General features: G+C 71.0%; 13 protein-coding genes and 1 pseudogene. 2 read left to right on the top strand and 12 right to left on the bottom strand.

Features of this window, described 5'->3' with window-relative positions:
* Positions 1-101: 101 nt before the first annotated feature.
* Positions 102-245 (bottom strand): annotated as a pseudogene (locus tag AC067M_RS12960) (aldehyde dehydrogenase family protein); the annotation flags it as partial.
* Here AC067M_RS12960 and AC067M_RS12955 point away from each other — a divergent pair.
* Both AC067M_RS12955 and AC067M_RS12950 read left to right on the top strand, forming a co-directional pair.
* Positions 202-471 (top strand): hypothetical protein, encoded by a 270-nt coding sequence (locus AC067M_RS12955; RefSeq protein ID WP_478697116.1) that lies wholly within the window; start codon positions 202-204, stop codon positions 469-471. The pseudogene AC067M_RS12960 and the gene AC067M_RS12955 sit on opposite strands and share 44 nt — an antisense overlap.
* A 78-nt stretch (positions 472-549) precedes the next feature.
* Positions 550-978 carry a VOC family protein gene (locus tag AC067M_RS12950; RefSeq protein WP_478697060.1) on the top strand — a complete coding sequence of 143 codons (429 nt, stop codon included), beginning with the start codon at positions 550-552 and terminating at the stop codon, positions 976-978.
* 109 nt (positions 979-1,087) lie between these two features.
* Here the strand turns inward: AC067M_RS12950 and AC067M_RS12945 are convergent, their stop codons facing one another.
* The 11 genes from AC067M_RS12945 to AC067M_RS12895 all read right to left on the bottom strand — a co-directional run bounded on the left by AC067M_RS12945 (position 1,088) and on the right by AC067M_RS12895 (position 14,924).
* Entirely contained in the window at positions 1,088-2,530 is a 1,443-nt protein-coding gene (locus tag AC067M_RS12945) for an esterase-like activity of phytase family protein (RefSeq protein WP_478697059.1), read from the bottom strand.
* Between the two features lie 120 nt (positions 2,531-2,650).
* Positions 2,651-3,586, bottom strand: coding sequence for an ABC transporter permease (locus AC067M_RS12940; RefSeq protein ID WP_478697058.1), 936 nt, complete (start codon positions 3,584-3,586; stop codon positions 2,651-2,653).
* Positions 3,583-4,704, bottom strand: coding sequence for an ABC transporter permease (locus tag AC067M_RS12935; protein ID WP_478697057.1), 1,122 nt, complete (start codon positions 4,702-4,704; stop codon positions 3,583-3,585). Before AC067M_RS12935 ends, AC067M_RS12940 begins: the two co-directional genes overlap by 4 nt.
* Positions 4,701-6,329, bottom strand: coding sequence for an ABC transporter ATP-binding protein (locus AC067M_RS12930; protein WP_478697056.1), 1,629 nt, complete (start codon positions 6,327-6,329; stop codon positions 4,701-4,703). The genes AC067M_RS12935 and AC067M_RS12930 overlap by 4 nt, the downstream gene beginning before the upstream one ends.
* 13 nt (positions 6,330-6,342) lie before the next feature.
* On the bottom strand, positions 6,343-7,440 hold the full coding sequence (locus AC067M_RS12925) for a BMP family lipoprotein (protein ID WP_478697055.1): 1,098 nt from the start codon (positions 7,438-7,440) through the stop codon (positions 6,343-6,345).
* Between the two features lie 112 nt (positions 7,441-7,552).
* Positions 7,553-8,305, bottom strand: a complete 753-nt coding sequence (gene deoD / locus AC067M_RS12920; protein WP_478697054.1) for a purine-nucleoside phosphorylase — start codon at positions 8,303-8,305, stop codon at positions 7,553-7,555.
* Positions 8,302-9,051: a glutamine amidotransferase gene (locus AC067M_RS12915; protein ID WP_478697053.1), complete on the bottom strand. Its 750-nt coding sequence runs from the start codon at positions 9,049-9,051 to the stop codon at positions 8,302-8,304. The genes deoD and AC067M_RS12915 overlap by 4 nt, the downstream gene beginning before the upstream one ends.
* An 84-nt stretch (positions 9,052-9,135) precedes the next feature.
* The gene (locus AC067M_RS12910; RefSeq protein WP_478697052.1) at positions 9,136-10,176 is read right to left on the bottom strand and encodes a LacI family DNA-binding transcriptional regulator; all 1,041 of its coding nucleotides are present in this window, start codon (positions 10,174-10,176) and stop codon (positions 9,136-9,138) included.
* A complete protein-coding gene (locus AC067M_RS12905) occupies positions 10,166-11,629 on the bottom strand; it encodes an amidohydrolase (protein ID WP_478697051.1) in 1,464 nt (487 codons plus the stop codon). Before AC067M_RS12905 ends, AC067M_RS12910 begins: the two co-directional genes overlap by 11 nt.
* 239 nt (positions 11,630-11,868) lie before the next feature.
* Positions 11,869-14,250, bottom strand: a complete 2,382-nt coding sequence (locus AC067M_RS12900) for an ABC transporter permease (RefSeq protein ID WP_478697050.1) — start codon at positions 14,248-14,250, stop codon at positions 11,869-11,871.
* Positions 14,250-14,924 carry an ABC transporter ATP-binding protein gene (locus AC067M_RS12895; protein WP_478697113.1) on the bottom strand — a complete coding sequence of 225 codons (675 nt, stop codon included), beginning with the start codon at positions 14,922-14,924 and terminating at the stop codon, positions 14,250-14,252. Before AC067M_RS12895 ends, AC067M_RS12900 begins: the two co-directional genes overlap by 1 nt.
* Between the last annotated feature and the right edge of the window lie 97 nt (positions 14,925-15,021).

Genomic DNA, 15,021 nt, shown 5'->3' with positions numbered 1-15,021 from the left:
CCAGTCGAGGACAGCGAGTCGAATGCCGTGCGGGTTATGGAAACCGTATGCAGGCACGGAAGGCAGGCTCAGGACGCCAGCGGCCGTACAGCGGACTTCGGGGGGTAGTTCCATGGCAGGATCGCCGCGACGACCCCGACCGGTTCGCGGCTCCTGAGACCGAGAGCGTCGGGCCCGCTCGGCGCGACGCGGCCGAAGACGTTGTCGGCCGCCTCGGCGAACCAGCGGATCGACTCGATCGCGCCCACCGGGGCCGACCGGGTGGGGGCGCGCGCCGGGCTGCTTGCACAGCATCCGTGGATCGTTCCGATTCCCGGAACGCGGCGCGTCCCGCGCATCGAGGACAACATCGGCGCCACCCAGCTGCCGCTCTCCGCCGACGAACTGTCAGACCTCAAGGAACTCGCTGGTCGGGTCGGGGTGCAGGGAGACCGCTACAACGAGCACCACATGTCGCTGGTCGACAAGTAGCCAGACGAACGGATCCTCCCGTCAATGTGCAGATCCCTACCGGGAGATGAGCGGGAGAGCCCCTGTTAAGGTGCACCCGTGTCATCGATCAAGCAGTTCCAAGTCACCTTTGACTGTGCAGAACCTGAGCGCGTCGCTCGCTTTTGGTGCGAGGTGTTGGGGTACGTCGTATCGCCGCCTCCGGAGGGGTTCGCCACTTGGGACGATTTCGACCGCTCCCGGCCTCCTGAGGATCAGGGTTCATGGTTCGCCTGCAGTGATCCCTCAGGTGTGGGCCCTCGACTGTTCTTCCAGCGCGTTCCCGAAGGCAAGGTCGCCAAGAATCGGGTGCATCTCGACGTGCGGGTCGGCACCGGACTCGTGGGTGAAGAGCGCCTCGCCACGCTCGAAGCTGAGTGTGCACGACTGGTCGCGCTCGGCGCGGTACGCGTGCGACTCCTGTATGACGGCAACGATTCGTGCATCGGGATGCAGGACATCGAGGGCAACGAGTTCTGTCTCGACTGAGCATCCCCCGAGCCGGCGAGGCACAGCGGTGTGAATGCCGTCCGCTTTCAGGCGGCAGTCGCGGAGGATCTTCCAGGACGTCGGATTCGAAATCCCCCAACGCCGCAGTTCAGGCCGTAGGCGTCGCGTCCGGCGGGCGGCTCCAGGTTTCCGTGGAAGTCGTGAAGGACAACAGCTGGACGTCGACGGTGGACGGCGGCTTCTGCGTCGTGGGGAAGGCGCGGGTGTACGAGATCCACAACCGGATGTCGGCGGCGTCCGTACGGCCGTTGCCGTCGAGGTCTCCGGCCGCGCCGGCGGTCGGGATCGCCGCCAGGTCCTTGGCGTCCACAGCACCGTCATCGTTGACGTCCGGGGTGCGGGTGGCGAGGAGATCCGGCCGGACGGACAGCAGGTGGAACTTCGTGACACTGCCGTTGAAGCCGAAGTTGTCGTCGGCGACGAGGACGAGTGAGCGGGAGCCGTCGGGCAGCCGCGGCCCCCAGGTGATGCCCTCGACGTTGTCGGCGTCGGTGCCCGAGGTGGTGAAGTCGTACAGCAGCTTCTTCGGCATGGGCTTCTCGGTGCCGGACAGGGCGTCCTTGCCGCCTACGTCCGTCGCTCCGATGGTGCTGGTCCAGTAGAGGCGGATGGAGAAGCCGACACCGGAGGCGAAGGAGCGTTCGACGGTGAGGTAGTCGGTGTCGTTGATCGCGAGGATCTCGGAGACTCCGCGGTCCGCCGAGTACGTGCCGACCGGGGCGGGCAGGGGCGCGGTGGGCGCGTCGGAGATCGGGTCGACCTCGTAGACGTGCTCGGTCTCCGGCTTCCCTGTCTGCCGGTCCATCGACAGCAGGCGGGACGGGCTCTTGACGGTCAGCCCGGCCGCGGGGCCGTCCTGGACGAGGGCGTTCTCGGTGATGGTGACCACCTCGCGCCCGTCCGGGGAGAGGGTGAGCCCTTCCAGGGCCTGGTTGTTGCGCACCCCGGCGGTGAGTGTGCCCGAGGCCGAGCGGACGGGGGCGTACGCCTGGGGCAGCGGCAGTTCGCGTTCGTACCCACCGGAGGTGGTCGCCTCCCGGACGAATGCGGGCTGCCCGGCGGAAGAGGCTCCCTCGCTGGTCCACAGCAGGCTCTTGCCGCCCGGGGTCCAGCGGATCGCCTCGGGGTCGACCGCCTTGGGGGCGAAGGGTTCGCCGGTGGTGTCGGCGAGCACGGTCAGGCCGTCGAGGGCGGGCTTGTCACCGGCGAAGGCCGCACCGTCGAGTGGCAGTCGGAGGGTGTAGAAGCGGGCCTTGCCGTTCTCCGAGCGGTCGTCGCTGAGGGCGACGTACTCGCCGGACCGCCGGTCGTAGTCGATGCCGGACAACCCGCCGAACGGCATGCCGAACTCCGTGGTCCCGGCGGGGACCGTGAGCGTGTCGAGGAGCCGCACGTCCTGCGGCTTGGCGGAGGTGTCCGCCTCGGGTTCCGCCGCGAAGCCGTTCGTGAGGGGCAGGCTGCCGAGGAGGCCGGCCGCGGCGAGGGAGGCGAGGAGCGCGCGGCTGCGGCGCGCTGGGGATCTGTGGCGCATGGGTGTCCTTCCAAGGGGGCCCGCACGGGCGTGCGGGCATGGCTCGCCGGTCCGTTCGCTCGGCAAGGCGCGGACGAGCGGGAAAGCCATGTGGTCGGGGGGAGGGGCGCTGCCGAGGCGTCAGAGTGAGGCAGCGGTCGGCACGGCACGGCCCCGGCGCTTGCGGCTCCAGGCGTACAGGGCGAGCGCGACCAGCGTCATCACGTACGGGATCGTCGACACCAGCTGCGGCGGTACATCGAGGGTGCCGAGCTGCACGGCCAGTGCCTCCGCCGCTCCGAAACCTAGCGCGGCGAGGAAGACACCCCAGGGCCGCAGGCCGCCGAGGAACACCCCGGCGAGGGCGATGAAGCCGCGGCCGGCCGTCATGTCCCGGACGAAGAAGGAGACGTAGCCCATGCTGAGGAATACCCCGGCGAGTCCGGCGAGGGCCCCGCTGAGGGCGAGCCCCGTGTACTGGACGCGTCGTACCGCGATCCCGACCGACTCGGCGGCGTCGGGCATCTCGCCGACCGCGCGCAGGTGGAAGCCGAAGCGGGTGCGGTAGAACAGCCAGGCGACGAACGGTGCGACCAGGAAGGCCAGCCAGGTGATCATGTTCTGGCCGCTCACCACATCGCCGAGCACCGGCACGTTCTCGACACCCGGCAGGGTCACGGCCGGCAGGCTGCCGCTCTTCAGGCCGGAGGTGCCGCCCTTGTCGTCGAGGAGGCTGTAGACGGCGTAGGCGGTGCCGCCGGAGGCGAGGAGGTTGAGGCCGATGCCCGCGATGATGGCGTCCGCGCCCAGTTCCAGGCGGAGGGCGGCGAGCAACAGGCCCAGGAGTGTCGCCATCGCTACGCCGCACAGCGCGCCCAGGGCGACGGAGCCGCTGTAGCCGGCGACGAGCGCACCGGTGCAGGCGGCGGAGAGCATCTGGCCCTCCAGGGCGATGTTGCTGATGCCGGCGCGTTCGGCGACCAGCCCGCCGAACGCGGCGAGCAGGTACGGCGTGGCGATCCGCAGCACGGCCGCCAGGAAGGCGCTGCTGAGGACGACGTCGAGCACGGAACTCATCGGACGCCCACCTGCCTCCGCGCGAGCCGCCGCTTGAGCAGGTTCGGCAGGGCCTGGGCGGTGACCAGCAGCACGATGACCGCCTGGATGACCACCACGATCTCGGTGCCGACGTCGGTCTGCTGTTCCATGATGTCGCCCCCGGCGCGCAGGTAGGAGTAGAAGAGTCCGGCGACCACGACGACCAGCGGGTTGTTCCTGGCCAGCAGGGCGACCACGATCCCTTCGAAGGCGAGGCTTCCGGCGAGCCCGGGTTCCAGTCGCCCGTACACGCCCTGGACGAGGTGGGCTCCGGCCAGGCCCGCGACGGCGCCGCCGATGACGAAGCTCCACTCGATGACCCGCGGCACGCGGATGCCGCCGTACGCCGCGAAGTCGGGGTTGGCCCCGGTCATCCGGATGCGGTAGCCGAGCGGGGTGCGGGTGATGAGCAGCCACAGGGCGACGGCGGTCAGCAGCATCACCCCGAGGCCGGTGTTGGCCCGGCCCATCGGGACGCCGAACCAGTCGCTGAGCGGGGTGAGGGCGGAATGGGGCTGGATGGACTTCGAGTGCACGGCGCCGCTGCCGGACTCCTTCAGCGGGCCGTTGACCAGGTAGTCGTAGACGCGGACGACGATGGCGTTGAGCATCAGCGTCGCCACGATCTCGTTGGCGCCGAGGCGGGCCTTCATCGCGCCGGGCACCAGGCCCATTCCGGCGCCCGCGGCGGCGGCCGCGGCCATGGGCACGATCACGGCGACGACGGGCGGCAGCGGCACGAAGACCGCGACGGTCGCGGCCGCCAGCGCACCGGCGTAGACCTGGCTCTCGGCGCCGAGGCTGATCTGCCGGGCGCGGAAGGGGATCGCGACCGACAGCCCGAGCAGGGTGAGGGTGGTGGCGTCCTCCAGCCAGCGGCCGACACGGAAGGAGCGTTCCAGTGGGCCGGTGAGCATCACCTCGTAGGCCCGTACCGGGTCGTTGCCGGTGGCGAGCATGACGAGGAAGCCGATGGCCAGGGCGGCCAGGACGGTGGCCAGGGCCATGCTGAGGTCGACGGCGAAGTCGCGGTGCCGCGTGGCTCGGTACTGGCGGCGGTCCTCGGTCTCGATCGCCGTCATGGGAGTGGTGGTCACGGGGTCTCCCCCAGGTCTTCCGGACCGGCCGTGAGGTCGTCCGGTCCCGTCGTGAGGTGTTCCAGGCCGGCCGTGAGCCGGTCGCGGTCGTGCTCCTCGACGCCGAGCATGTGGAGCCCGACCCGCTTCTCGGTGAGGCCGGTCGTGTCGTCGAACCGGGCGACCAGGCGGCCGTCCTTGAGGACGAGCAACCGGTCGGAGAGGGCGAGGAGTTCGGTCAGGTCTGCGGAGATCAGCAGGACGGCGGCGCCCGCGTCGCGGGCGTCGACCAGGCGCTCGTACATGAACCGCATGGCGCCGATGTCCACCCCGCGGGTGACCTGGGAGGCGACCAACAGGCGTGGCCCGGCGGAGAGTTCGCGGGCGACGATCACCTTCTGCATGTTGCCGCCGGACAGCGCGCTCACCGGGACCGACGGGTCGGGCGTGCGGATCGCGTACTGGTCGATCAGCTGCTCGGCGTGGGTGCGCACGGCACCCGGGTGCAGGACACCGTGGCGGGCGAGGGGCGGTCGGTCGTGGCGGTCGACGACGAGGTTGTCGGCGATGGACGCGTCGAGGGCGGCGCCGTTGTGCAGCCGGTCCTCCGGTACGTAGCCGATGCCGGCCCTGCGGTGTCCTGCCACGTCGAGACCGGCCGTGTCGGTGCCGTCGATGTGGACCGTGCCCGCGGTGGGGCGGCGCAACCCGGCGAGGATCTCGGCGAGTTCGCTCTGGCCGTTGCCCTCGATGCCGGCCACGCCGGCGATCTCTCCGGCGGCGACGTCGAAATCGAGGTCGTGCAGGGACTGGGCGGTCGGGGCCTCGTACCGGAGGCTCCGTACCCGCAGGGTGGTCTTTGTGGGACGGGCAGGGGTGCGGTCCACGTCCAGGGCCAGGTCCCGGCCGACCATCATGGAGGCGAGGGAGCGCTCGGTGGCGCCGGCGGTGGCGACCGTGCCCACCAGCAAGCCGGCGCGCATCACGCTCACCTGGTCGCTGATCTCCCGTACCTCGCGCAGCTTGTGCGAGATGAACAGCACGGTCATCCCGCCGTCGCGCAGCCGGCGCACGGCGGCGAACAGGTCCTCGGTCTCCTGCGGGGTGAGCACCGCGGTCGGCTCGTCGAGGATCAATACGCGGGCCCGCCGGTGGAGCGCCTTGAGGATCTCGGTGCGCTGCCGCATCCCGACCGACACCTCGTCGACGCGCGCCCTGGGGTCGACGGTGAGTCCGGACTCCTCCGCGAGCCGGGCGGTCGTCTCCACGGCCGCCTTGGGGTCGACCAGACCGCGGCGGCCCGGCTCGACGCCGAGGACGACGTTCTGGGCGACGGTGAAGGACGGCACCAGCATGAGGTTCTGGTGCACCATGCCCACGCTCAGGGCGATCGCCGAGGCCGGGCCGCGCAGTACGCGCGGGCGTCCGCCGACCAGGATCTCGCCCGCACTGGGCTGTTCCAGGCCGTAGAACATCTTCATCAGCGTGGACTTGCCCGCGCCGTTCTCACCGACGACCGCCCGGATCTCGCCCGGCGGGACCTCCAGGTCCACGGCGCGCACGGCGCGCACCCCGTTGGCGTAGGTCTTGGTGACCTGGCGGGCGGCGACGGCCGGTCCGTCCTTGCCCCATGGCTGGTTCATCATCACGGCCGTTCGGTTAGAGGGCGCTGGGCACCGTGACGGAGCCGGACTTCACCTTGTCGGCGGCTTCCTGGACCTCGGTACGGATCGTCTCGGGCACCAACTCCTTGAAGTGGTCGTCGTTCACGTAGCCGACGGCGTCCTGGGCGAGGCCGACGGTGGAGACGGCGCCGTACTTCAGGGTGTCCTTCCGGTCCTTCTGCGCGGCCTCGTACAGGGCGTTGCCGACGTTCTTGAGGATGGAGGTGACGACGGTGTTCTTCTGCGCCTGGTCGGTGAGGGTCTGGTACTGGTCGGAGTCGACACCGAACGCGTACCGCTTGGCGCTGACGGCCGACTCGAAGGTGCCGAGCCCGGACAGCCCGGCGACCGGCCACACCAGCACGGCGCCCTGGCCGTACATGGCGGTGCTGATCTCCTTGCCCTTGGCCGGGTCGCCGAACGGTTTGTCGCCGCCCACGTATTGGACGAGGACGTCGGAGTTCTTACCGCCGGCGGCCTGGAACCCCGCCTTGAAGCCGACGACGAAGTCCTCGATCAGCGGGATCTTCACTCCGCCCATGACGCCGACCTTCTTCAGCGATTCGGTTCCCTTGAGGGCTTTCGCGGCCACCAGCTCCTCGGCCAGGAATCCCGCGAGATAACCGCCCTCATTCTGCTTGAAGGTGACGGAGTAGACGTTCTCGCACTTGTTGGAACAGGAGCCGTCCTTGCCGCTGTAGTCGACCGGGGCGTCGAAGACCCAGAACTTCTTGTCCGGGAATTCCGGGGCGAGTTTGCCGACGTAGTCGGTGACGTCGAAGGTTCCGGCGGCGAGGATGTCGTAGTCGTCGGCCGACGCGGCGTCCTCGAAGCCGGGTTCCCACTTGGTGCGGTCGGAGCCGAGCTCCACCACCTTGAGCTGGTAGCCGAGATCCTTCGTGGCCCGCTGCAGGCCCGCGTAGGAGGAGTCGAAGAACGACTTGTCGCCCAGCCCGCCATTGATCACCAATTTGATCCGCGGCTTGCCGGAGGAGGCGGCAGCGGAATCATCTCCGACCGATCCTCCACACGCTGCCAGCGCGAGCATCCCTGTCACCGTCACCACGGTGGCGGCGCTTCTTCCGTATCTCATCATCGATCTCCTGATCATTTCGCCGCCGAGTGAGCGACTGCGTTGACAGTAGAAAGTGCAAAACGTTTTGGCTACGCCACCCGGTTTCTGTTTGATTGCCGTCGCGGGAACTTCAGTCATCGGTGAGCAGCGCGGTGGCGGCGATGCGCAGCGTCCGATCGAAATCCGTCTCGCGTTCCTCGGCCGTGAGGGCGTCACCCGTGCGGAGGTGGTCCGACACGGTCAGCACCGCCAGGGCCTCACCGCCCTCCGCGCAGGCCACGGCGTACAGTCCCGCCGCCTCCATCTCGACCGCGAGCGTGCCCCGGCGCTCCAGGGCGTCGAAGAGGGCGGGGCGGTCCAGGTAGAAGTGGTCGCTGCTGAAGACCGGTCCGATGTGCACGGCCTCGGACCCGGAGAGCTCCCGCTCGGCGGCGTCCGCGGCGGCGCGCAAAAGCCTGTAGGAGGGGGCGAGGGAGAGGGTCACGGCGTCCACGAGGACGCGGCTGAGGCTGGAGTCGGTGTGCGCGGCGGAGGCGACCACCACGTCCCGTACGGACACCGAGGCCGGGATCGCGCCCGCGGTGCCGACCCGGGCGATCCTGCGTACGCCGTAGTGGCGGAACAGCTCCGTCGCGTAGATCGTCACGGACGGGATGCCCATGCCGGAGGCGAGCACCGACATCGGCACGCCCCGGTGGCTGCCGGTGTAGCCGAGGATGCCACGTACGTCGGTGACCTGCCGCGCGTCCTGAAGGAAGGTCTCGGCGATCCGCCGGGCGCGGCGCGGGTCGCCCGGCATCAGGACGAGGGGCGCGAAGTCGCCCGGCCGGGCCGCGATATGGGGCGTGCCGGTGACGGACGAGGTCGCCTGTCCCGGCGTCACAGCTCCGCTCCCGCGAGCCAGCGCACCAGCCGGTCCCACAGCTCGGCGTACCCCTCCCAGGCCAGGAACGGCGGCGGCGCCCAGTGCGGTGCCACGTCGGAGGTGAACGCCGCCGATCTGCCCGCGCCGTGGCCGCCGACGACGAGCAGGGGGTGCCCGGCGCACTCGGCCAGCAGCGACGCCTCCGGCCGCGCGGCGACCTCGTTGAGGCCGAGCAGCGCGGGCCAGGACCGCTCCAGCCCTCGTACGACCGCGTGTTCGCCCACCACTTCGGGGACGGCACCGGCCGGGAGCTCCACCCGGTCGTCGCGGTCCAGCATCGTCACCGGCAGGGCGGCGGCGAGCGGGGAGCGCCCCCACCGCGCACGGGCGTCGATACCGCTGAAGGTCAGATACCCGCCGATCATCAGCACCCCGCCGCCCCGCTCCACGAAGCCGCGCACCAGCTCGGACCGGTCGGGTGCGGGAACGGAGTGGTGGAAGGTCTCGGGCGCGAGCTGGAAGCTGTTGGCGCCCACATCACTGATGACGACGACGTCGTACGCGTCGAAGCCGGCGGCGGTGGCAGGGACCCGGGTCGGGATCTCGTGCGAGGGCACGTAGGTCACGTCGTGGCCGCGTGAGCGGAGCGCGTCGAGGAAGGCGCCTCCGCCCTCGGTGTACTCGGCGGTGTGGAAGGCGTCGAAGCCTTTCTGGTGGACCGTGTAGGTGAACCACGACTCGCCGACAACGAGCACTCTGGGCATGGCGAACCGCCTTTCGGGGCAGGGGGGATTGCCGCGCGGCACGGCAACTCCGTGCAGTGCGTGGGAAGTTGGGTCAGGTGAGGGTCAGCTGGCGGCGGGTGCCGTGCTGCCGCGGACCTTGAGTTCGACGGGAAGGGTGTGCCGGGAGGCGGGCGGGACCTCGCCCCGGGTGACGTACTGGAGGAGCTGCGCGGTGGCGGTGCGGCCCACGTCGTAGGCCGGCTGGTGGACGGTGGTCAGGGGCGGATGCGCCAGCGAGGCCGCCCGGATGTCGTCGAAGCCGACCACCGACACGTCCTCCGGCACCGACAGCCCCGCCTCCCTCAGCGCCAGGAGGGCGCCGAAGGCCATCAGGTCGTTGGCCGCGAAGACGGCCGTGCAGCCCTCGGGGAGACCGCCCTCCTGGAGGAGCTTGGCGACGAGGCCGTATCCGGAGGTCTCCTTGAAGTCGCCGACGCGTTCCACGACCTCGCCCCGGAAGGCCCGTACGAAACCGTCGGCACGGGCGTTGCTGCTCTTCAGAGCGCGCGGACCGGTCAGCATGAGCGCCCGGCGGTGGCCGAGCGACCGGAGGTGCTCCCCCACCAGCCGCCCGCCCGCCTCGTGGTCGGCGGTGGCGATGAGGGCGCCTTCGAGGCCCTCGACCTCCTCGTCGGCGAGCGCGATGGGGAACTTGCCCATGAGGGCCTCCAGCCTCCGCCGGGACGGCGGGGACCCCGAGGCGTACACCATGCCGTCGATGAACCGGCTGCGGATCATGCCGAGGTAGCGGTCCTCGCGGTCGGCGTCGAACTCCGTGTTGCACAGGATCAGGCCGTAGCCGAGGTCATGGGCGGCGTCCTCGGCGCCCTTGGCCAGCTCGGCGAAGAAGGTGTTGCTGATGTCCGGTATCAGCAGGCCGATCACCGAGGTGGAGCCGGCCTGCAGGCTGCGGGCCAGCGACGCCGGGACGTAGCCGAGCCGGTTGACGACGCTGCGGACCCGAGCGGCGGTGTGCTCGTTGACCGGCCGGTTGCCGCTGAGGACATGGGAGACGGTGGTGGCGCTGACGCCTGCCGCGGCGGCCACGTCCTTGATCGACGCGGGGCGCCGGACCGCCGCCCGCTCGTACGGCTCAGGGGTCATAGTGCTGCACCGCCCTGCCGTGGGAGGTGTCGAGGATCCGGGCCACCCGGGTGTCGGCCTCGGCCAGCAGCGCCGGCTCGTCCACGGTGAGCAGCCGGCCGTCACGCATCAGGACGCGGCCGTCGACGACGACCGTCCGTACGTCACTGGCGCGGGCGCTGTAGACCAGCGCGGCACGCGGATCATGCAGCGGACGGCAGTGCAGACCCGACAGGTCGGCCAAGACGATGTCGGCGCGCATCCCCGGCTCCAGCGCCCCGATCTCCCTCTGCAGGCCGAGGGCTCGGGCCCCGCCGCGCATGGCCAGGCGCAGGGTGTCGGAGACGGTCATCCAGGTGGCGTCCCGTACCGCCTGCTTCTGGGTGAGGGCGACCAGCCGCAGCGCCTCCCACACGTCGAGCGTGTTGTGACCGGCGGCGCCGTCCGTGCCGACGGCGACCGTGACCCCGGTGTCGAGCAGGTCGCGGACCGGGGTGAGCGGGGACAGGGCGTGCTTGAGATAGACCTTGGGGCAGCAGGCCACGGCGGTCGTGCCGGCGTACTCGGCCAGCAGCGGCAGGTCGTCCTCGACGATCCCGCAGCCGTGCGCGATCAGGGCGCCTGCGTCGAGCACCCCGGTCTCGTGCAGCACCCGGATCGGGGTGATGCCGCGCCGCTCCAGGCTGGACCGGGTCTGCTCCAGGTGCTCGGCGGCGTGGATGTGCATGCGCAGTCCGAGCCGCCGGGCGTGCCCGGCGAGGGTCCGCAGGTCGCCGTCGTCGACGGTGTACGGGGCGTGCGGCCCGAGCGAGACGGTGACCCGGCCGTCGGCACGGCCGTGCCAGGCTTCCGCGAACTTCACCGTGTCCTCAAGGGCTGCCTCGCCGCGGCTGCTGAAGTACGTGGGCGCGATGTCGGCCCGCAGGCCGGTCTCGGTGACCGCCTCGGCGATCTGCTCGGGGAAGAAGTAGTGGTCGGCGAAGGTGGTGACACCGGAGCGGATCATCTCCGCGCAGGCCAGCCGGGCCCCGATCCGTACGTCTGCGGCGGTGAGGTTCGACTCCATCGGCCAGACACGGTCGTTGAACCAGCCCTCGACCGTCACGTCCTCGGCCGCGCCGCGCATCAACACCATGGGGCTGTGCGTGTGCGCGTTGACCAGGCCGGGTACGGCCAGCAGTCCACGCCCGTCGATCACGTCCGCCACGTGGCCCGGGCCGGAGGCGCCGGTCGGGCCGGTGGTGCCGGTCGGGCCGGTGGTGCCGCGCGGGCCTGTGGTGCCGCGCGGGCCTGTGCTGCCGGTGCTGCCGGTGCTGCCGGTGCTGCCGGTCGGCCGTACCGCCTCGATGACGCCGTCCGTCACGACGATGTCCTGCGCCCGCAGAATCTCGCACTCGCCCTCCGGCGGGACCCTCAGCACATCGCAGCCCCTCACCAGGAGGCGGCCGATCGCTGGAGGCGTTCTGTCGCTCATGGCGCACAAGCTAGGTATCCAAAACGTTTTGCACAACCATGGGATCCGGGGCCCTCCCGGACCAGCGCCCCACCGAGCACGGTGTCGTCGCCGTTTCAGCAGGCCGGCACAGGCACGGCGGACAGCGCTCTCGCGGGCTTGATCGGGCTCCCACTTCCAGGAGCCGGGCGCCACGAGCGCCCGTACGGAGACGACAGGCCGGGGCGCGGGCCCCGGCCCGTGTGCCGCGCGCCGCCGTTCTACGCCGCCTCCCGACGCATGGTCCGCCAGGTGACGACCACGCTTGCCGCGATCGCCAGCACTAGGGAGCCGAGGATCACCGCGGCGATGGTGGACAGGTTCAGGTGCAGCCCGACCTGCGCGGAGGTCGCCTGGGACAGCCCGGATGCCATGCCGGCCAGCGGGCCCAGGGTGACTAGGACCCCGAGGGCCGAGCCGACGGCGACGACGAGGGTCGTCTCGGCGACGGAGAACAGCAGGAGCTGCCGTATCGTACCGCCGGCCGACTTCATGACGGCGAAGTCGCGGCGCCGGCCGTGCGCGGTCATGGCCATGCTGTTGGCCACGGCGATCCCGCTGTAGCCGACGGCGATGACGATCAGCATGACGGCGAGGCTGTCGGTCAGCTTCGAGTCGGTGGCGTAGTCGTCGAGCGCGAACCGCACCGCGTCGTGCACGGCCGTGCCGGGTACCACCGAGGTGGGCTTCGACTTCAACGGAACGAAGATGTCGTCGGTGAGCGCGGCCGGGTCGTGCTCGCGTACCAGCTGACGGGACAACAGGAAGTCGCCTCGGCCGGCGTCGTCCGGCAGGACCTGGGCAATGCGCACCTTCACCGCGGCACCGTCGGCGAACCTCACCGCGTGCTCGTCACCGGCCTTCACACCGAGGAAGTCCGCCATCTTCTCGCCGAGCACCGCCTGGCCCGGCTTGTTCCAGCGCGTGTCGCGCGAGCCGAGCGCGTCAATGACGGTGAGCGTGCCGTCCTTGTCGTGGACGAAGGCCCGGGTCGGCAGCACGGCCTTGCCCACCGGGTTGGCGGCGACCACCTCGTCGGTGTTGCCCGGGGTCTTGTCCGGCGTCACGACGACCTGTCCCGTGAGCTTGAGCGCGTCGCCCGCCGGGTACGCCACACGCATCGTCTCCACCATGCCGCTGAGCAGGACGGCGAAACCGACCGCCGCGATCACCGGGGCCGCGAGTGACGCCGCCCGGCGGGAGTTGGCGCGGAGCTCCGCCCGCACCAGAAGCGGAGCGGCCGAACCGAGCCGCTTGAACGGCGAGGTGAGGGCCCGTCCGACGGGGCCGACGAACACCGGAGCGAGCAGCGCCGCCGCCACGATGAGCACCATGGTGGCGAAGATTGCCGTGTTGATCCGGGTGTCGGCGCCGGCCGTGGCCGTCCCGATCGCGAGCACCACACCGAGGCCGAGCACGATCAGGCCGCCGATCCAGCGGGCGCGGCCCATTGTCCGGGCGTTCGCCCTGCTGTCCAGCAGCGCCTCGATCGGTGCCACTCGTGCGGCCATCCGGCTGGCCGACCAGGCCCCCAGGACACTGACGCCGACACCGATCGCGGCCGCCGTGAACAGCGGCCACATCGCCACCCGCACGGTGAGTTCCGGCGGCGTCACGGCGAGGCGCTGCAGGATGGTGCGGAGCAGTGGCGCGGCAGCGATGCCCACCAGGCAGCCGGCCAGCGCGCCCGCCAGACCGATGAGGCCCGCCTCGCCCAGGATCATGCGGCGCACCTGGCGCGGAGACGCACCGATCATGCGCAGCAGGCCGATCTCCCGGCGCCGCAGCCCGGTCGCCAGGGCCAGCATGGACGCGACCACGAACACGGTGGTGAAGAGACCGAGCGTCGCCATGGCTCCGATGAGCTGCGTGCCGAGGAACCGCTTGTGCTCCACGTACTCCGGCTGGAGCGCGGAGCGGTCCTCGCCGGAGACCACGGTGCCCCGGTCGCCGACGACGCTCTTGGCCCCCGCTTTGATGTCGCCGGCGGACACGCCCTTGTCGGCGAGGAGCGCGATGGCACCGACGCCCGGCTCCTGCCGCGCGGCGAAGTCGTCGGTGAAGTAGTAGCCCGGCCCGTCGACGGTGCCGACCACGCGGAACTCGGTACGCCCTTCGGTGATGTTGACCGTGAGCTTCTTGCCTGCGGCCACGCCGAGCGCCCGGTCCACGACGACCTCGTCGACCGCGGCCGGCGCCTGTCCCGTGACGAGCCTGTACGGGGCGAGCCGTGCGCTCGACCAGCCGTGCCCCGCAACCAGGGCTCCTTCGTCCTCGACCGGCTTGCCGTCGAGGAAGGCCTGCGCGTAGAACGAGCGGTCCACCACCACGGAGGCCACGCCCGGCACCGCGCCCAGCTTGTCGATCAGCGGCTGGGCCTCGTCGGCGCTCCACGGCACCCGGTCTTCCGGGGTCTTGTCCTGGTTGACCGCCTGGTCGGGGATGGCGAGCGCGGTAGCGGCCGACAGCCGGGACTGGACCTTGGGGCGGGAGGAGTCGTAGATGATCAGGGTGGTGGTGATGAGGGCTACACCGACCAGCACTGCGACGAAGGCCGCCAGGAAGCTGGTCCAGCGTTCACGGACATTCGCGAAGACCAGCATCACGCCTCCAGGCTCGCCATGTGCGCCGCGATCGAGGCCGCGTTGCGGCCGTCGGAGTCACGGCTGAGGCTGATCCGGTCCGCGATGCGGCCGTCCTTGAGGAACACGACCACATCGGCGACGGCGGCGGCCATCGGGTCGTGGGTGACCATGAGAGTGGTCTGCCCCTCCTTGTCGACCAGCAGGCGCATCATCTGCAGTACTTCACGCGAGGTGGTGGTGTCCAGGGCACCGGTGGGCTCGTCCGCGAACAGCACGTCCGGCCGCGTCACGAGGGCGCGGGCGAGCGCGACACGCTGCTGCTGACCACCGGACAGCTCGCTGGGCCGGTGGCTGGCCCGCTCCGCCAGCCCGACCGCGGCGAGCGCGGAGTCGACCTGCTCACGACTGACCCGGCGCCCGGCGAAGCGGGACGGAAGCTCCACGTTCTGCGCCGCGGTGAGTGATTCGACCAGGTTGAAGGCCTGGAACACGAAGCCGATGTGGTCGCGCCGCAGCTTGGTGCGTTCCTTCTCGCTCTCCTGGCCGATGTCGACGCCGGCCAGCATCACCCGCCCCTCGGTGGGCCGGTCCAGGCCGGCCGCACACTGCAGCAGCGTGGATTTTCCGGAGCCGGACGGGCCCATGATGGCGGTGAACGTCCCGCGCGGAAAGCCGATGGACACGCTGTCCAGCGCGGGGGGGGGGGGGGGGGGGGGGGGGGGGGGGTGGGGGGGGGGGGGGGGGGGGGGGGAGGGGGGGGGGGGTGGGGGGGGTCGGGGGGGGGTGGGG

The sequence above is a fragment of the Streptomyces sp. NPDC043427 genome (assembly GCF_056436655.1).
Note: the sequence above shows the minus strand (reverse complement) of the source record. Positions and strands in the feature narration are given on the sequence as shown.

Bases quoted from the DNA above. Each gene is read 5' to 3' on its own strand.
- AC067M_RS12945 (WP_478697059.1), bottom strand. From the start codon at position 2,530: ATGCGCCACAGATCCCCAGCGCGCCGCAGCCGCGCGCTCCTCGCCTCC.
- AC067M_RS12940 (WP_478697058.1), bottom strand. From the start codon at position 3,586: ATGAGTTCCGTGCTCGACGTCGTCCTCAGCAGCGCCTTCCTGGCGGCC.
- AC067M_RS12930 (WP_478697056.1), bottom strand. From the start codon at position 6,329: ATGATGAACCAGCCATGGGGCAAGGACGGACCGGCCGTCGCCGCCCGC.
- AC067M_RS12925 (WP_478697055.1), bottom strand. From the start codon at position 7,440: ATGAGATACGGAAGAAGCGCCGCCACCGTGGTGACGGTGACAGGGATG.
- AC067M_RS12915 (WP_478697053.1), bottom strand. From the start codon at position 9,051: ATGCCCAGAGTGCTCGTTGTCGGCGAGTCGTGGTTCACCTACACGGTC.
- AC067M_RS12910 (WP_478697052.1), bottom strand. From the start codon at position 10,176: ATGACCCCTGAGCCGTACGAGCGGGCGGCGGTCCGGCGCCCCGCGTCG.
- AC067M_RS12905 (WP_478697051.1), bottom strand. From the start codon at position 11,629: ATGAGCGACAGAACGCCTCCAGCGATCGGCCGCCTCCTGGTGAGGGGC.
- AC067M_RS12900 (WP_478697050.1), bottom strand. From the start codon at position 14,250: ATGCTGGTCTTCGCGAATGTCCGTGAACGCTGGACCAGCTTCCTGGCG.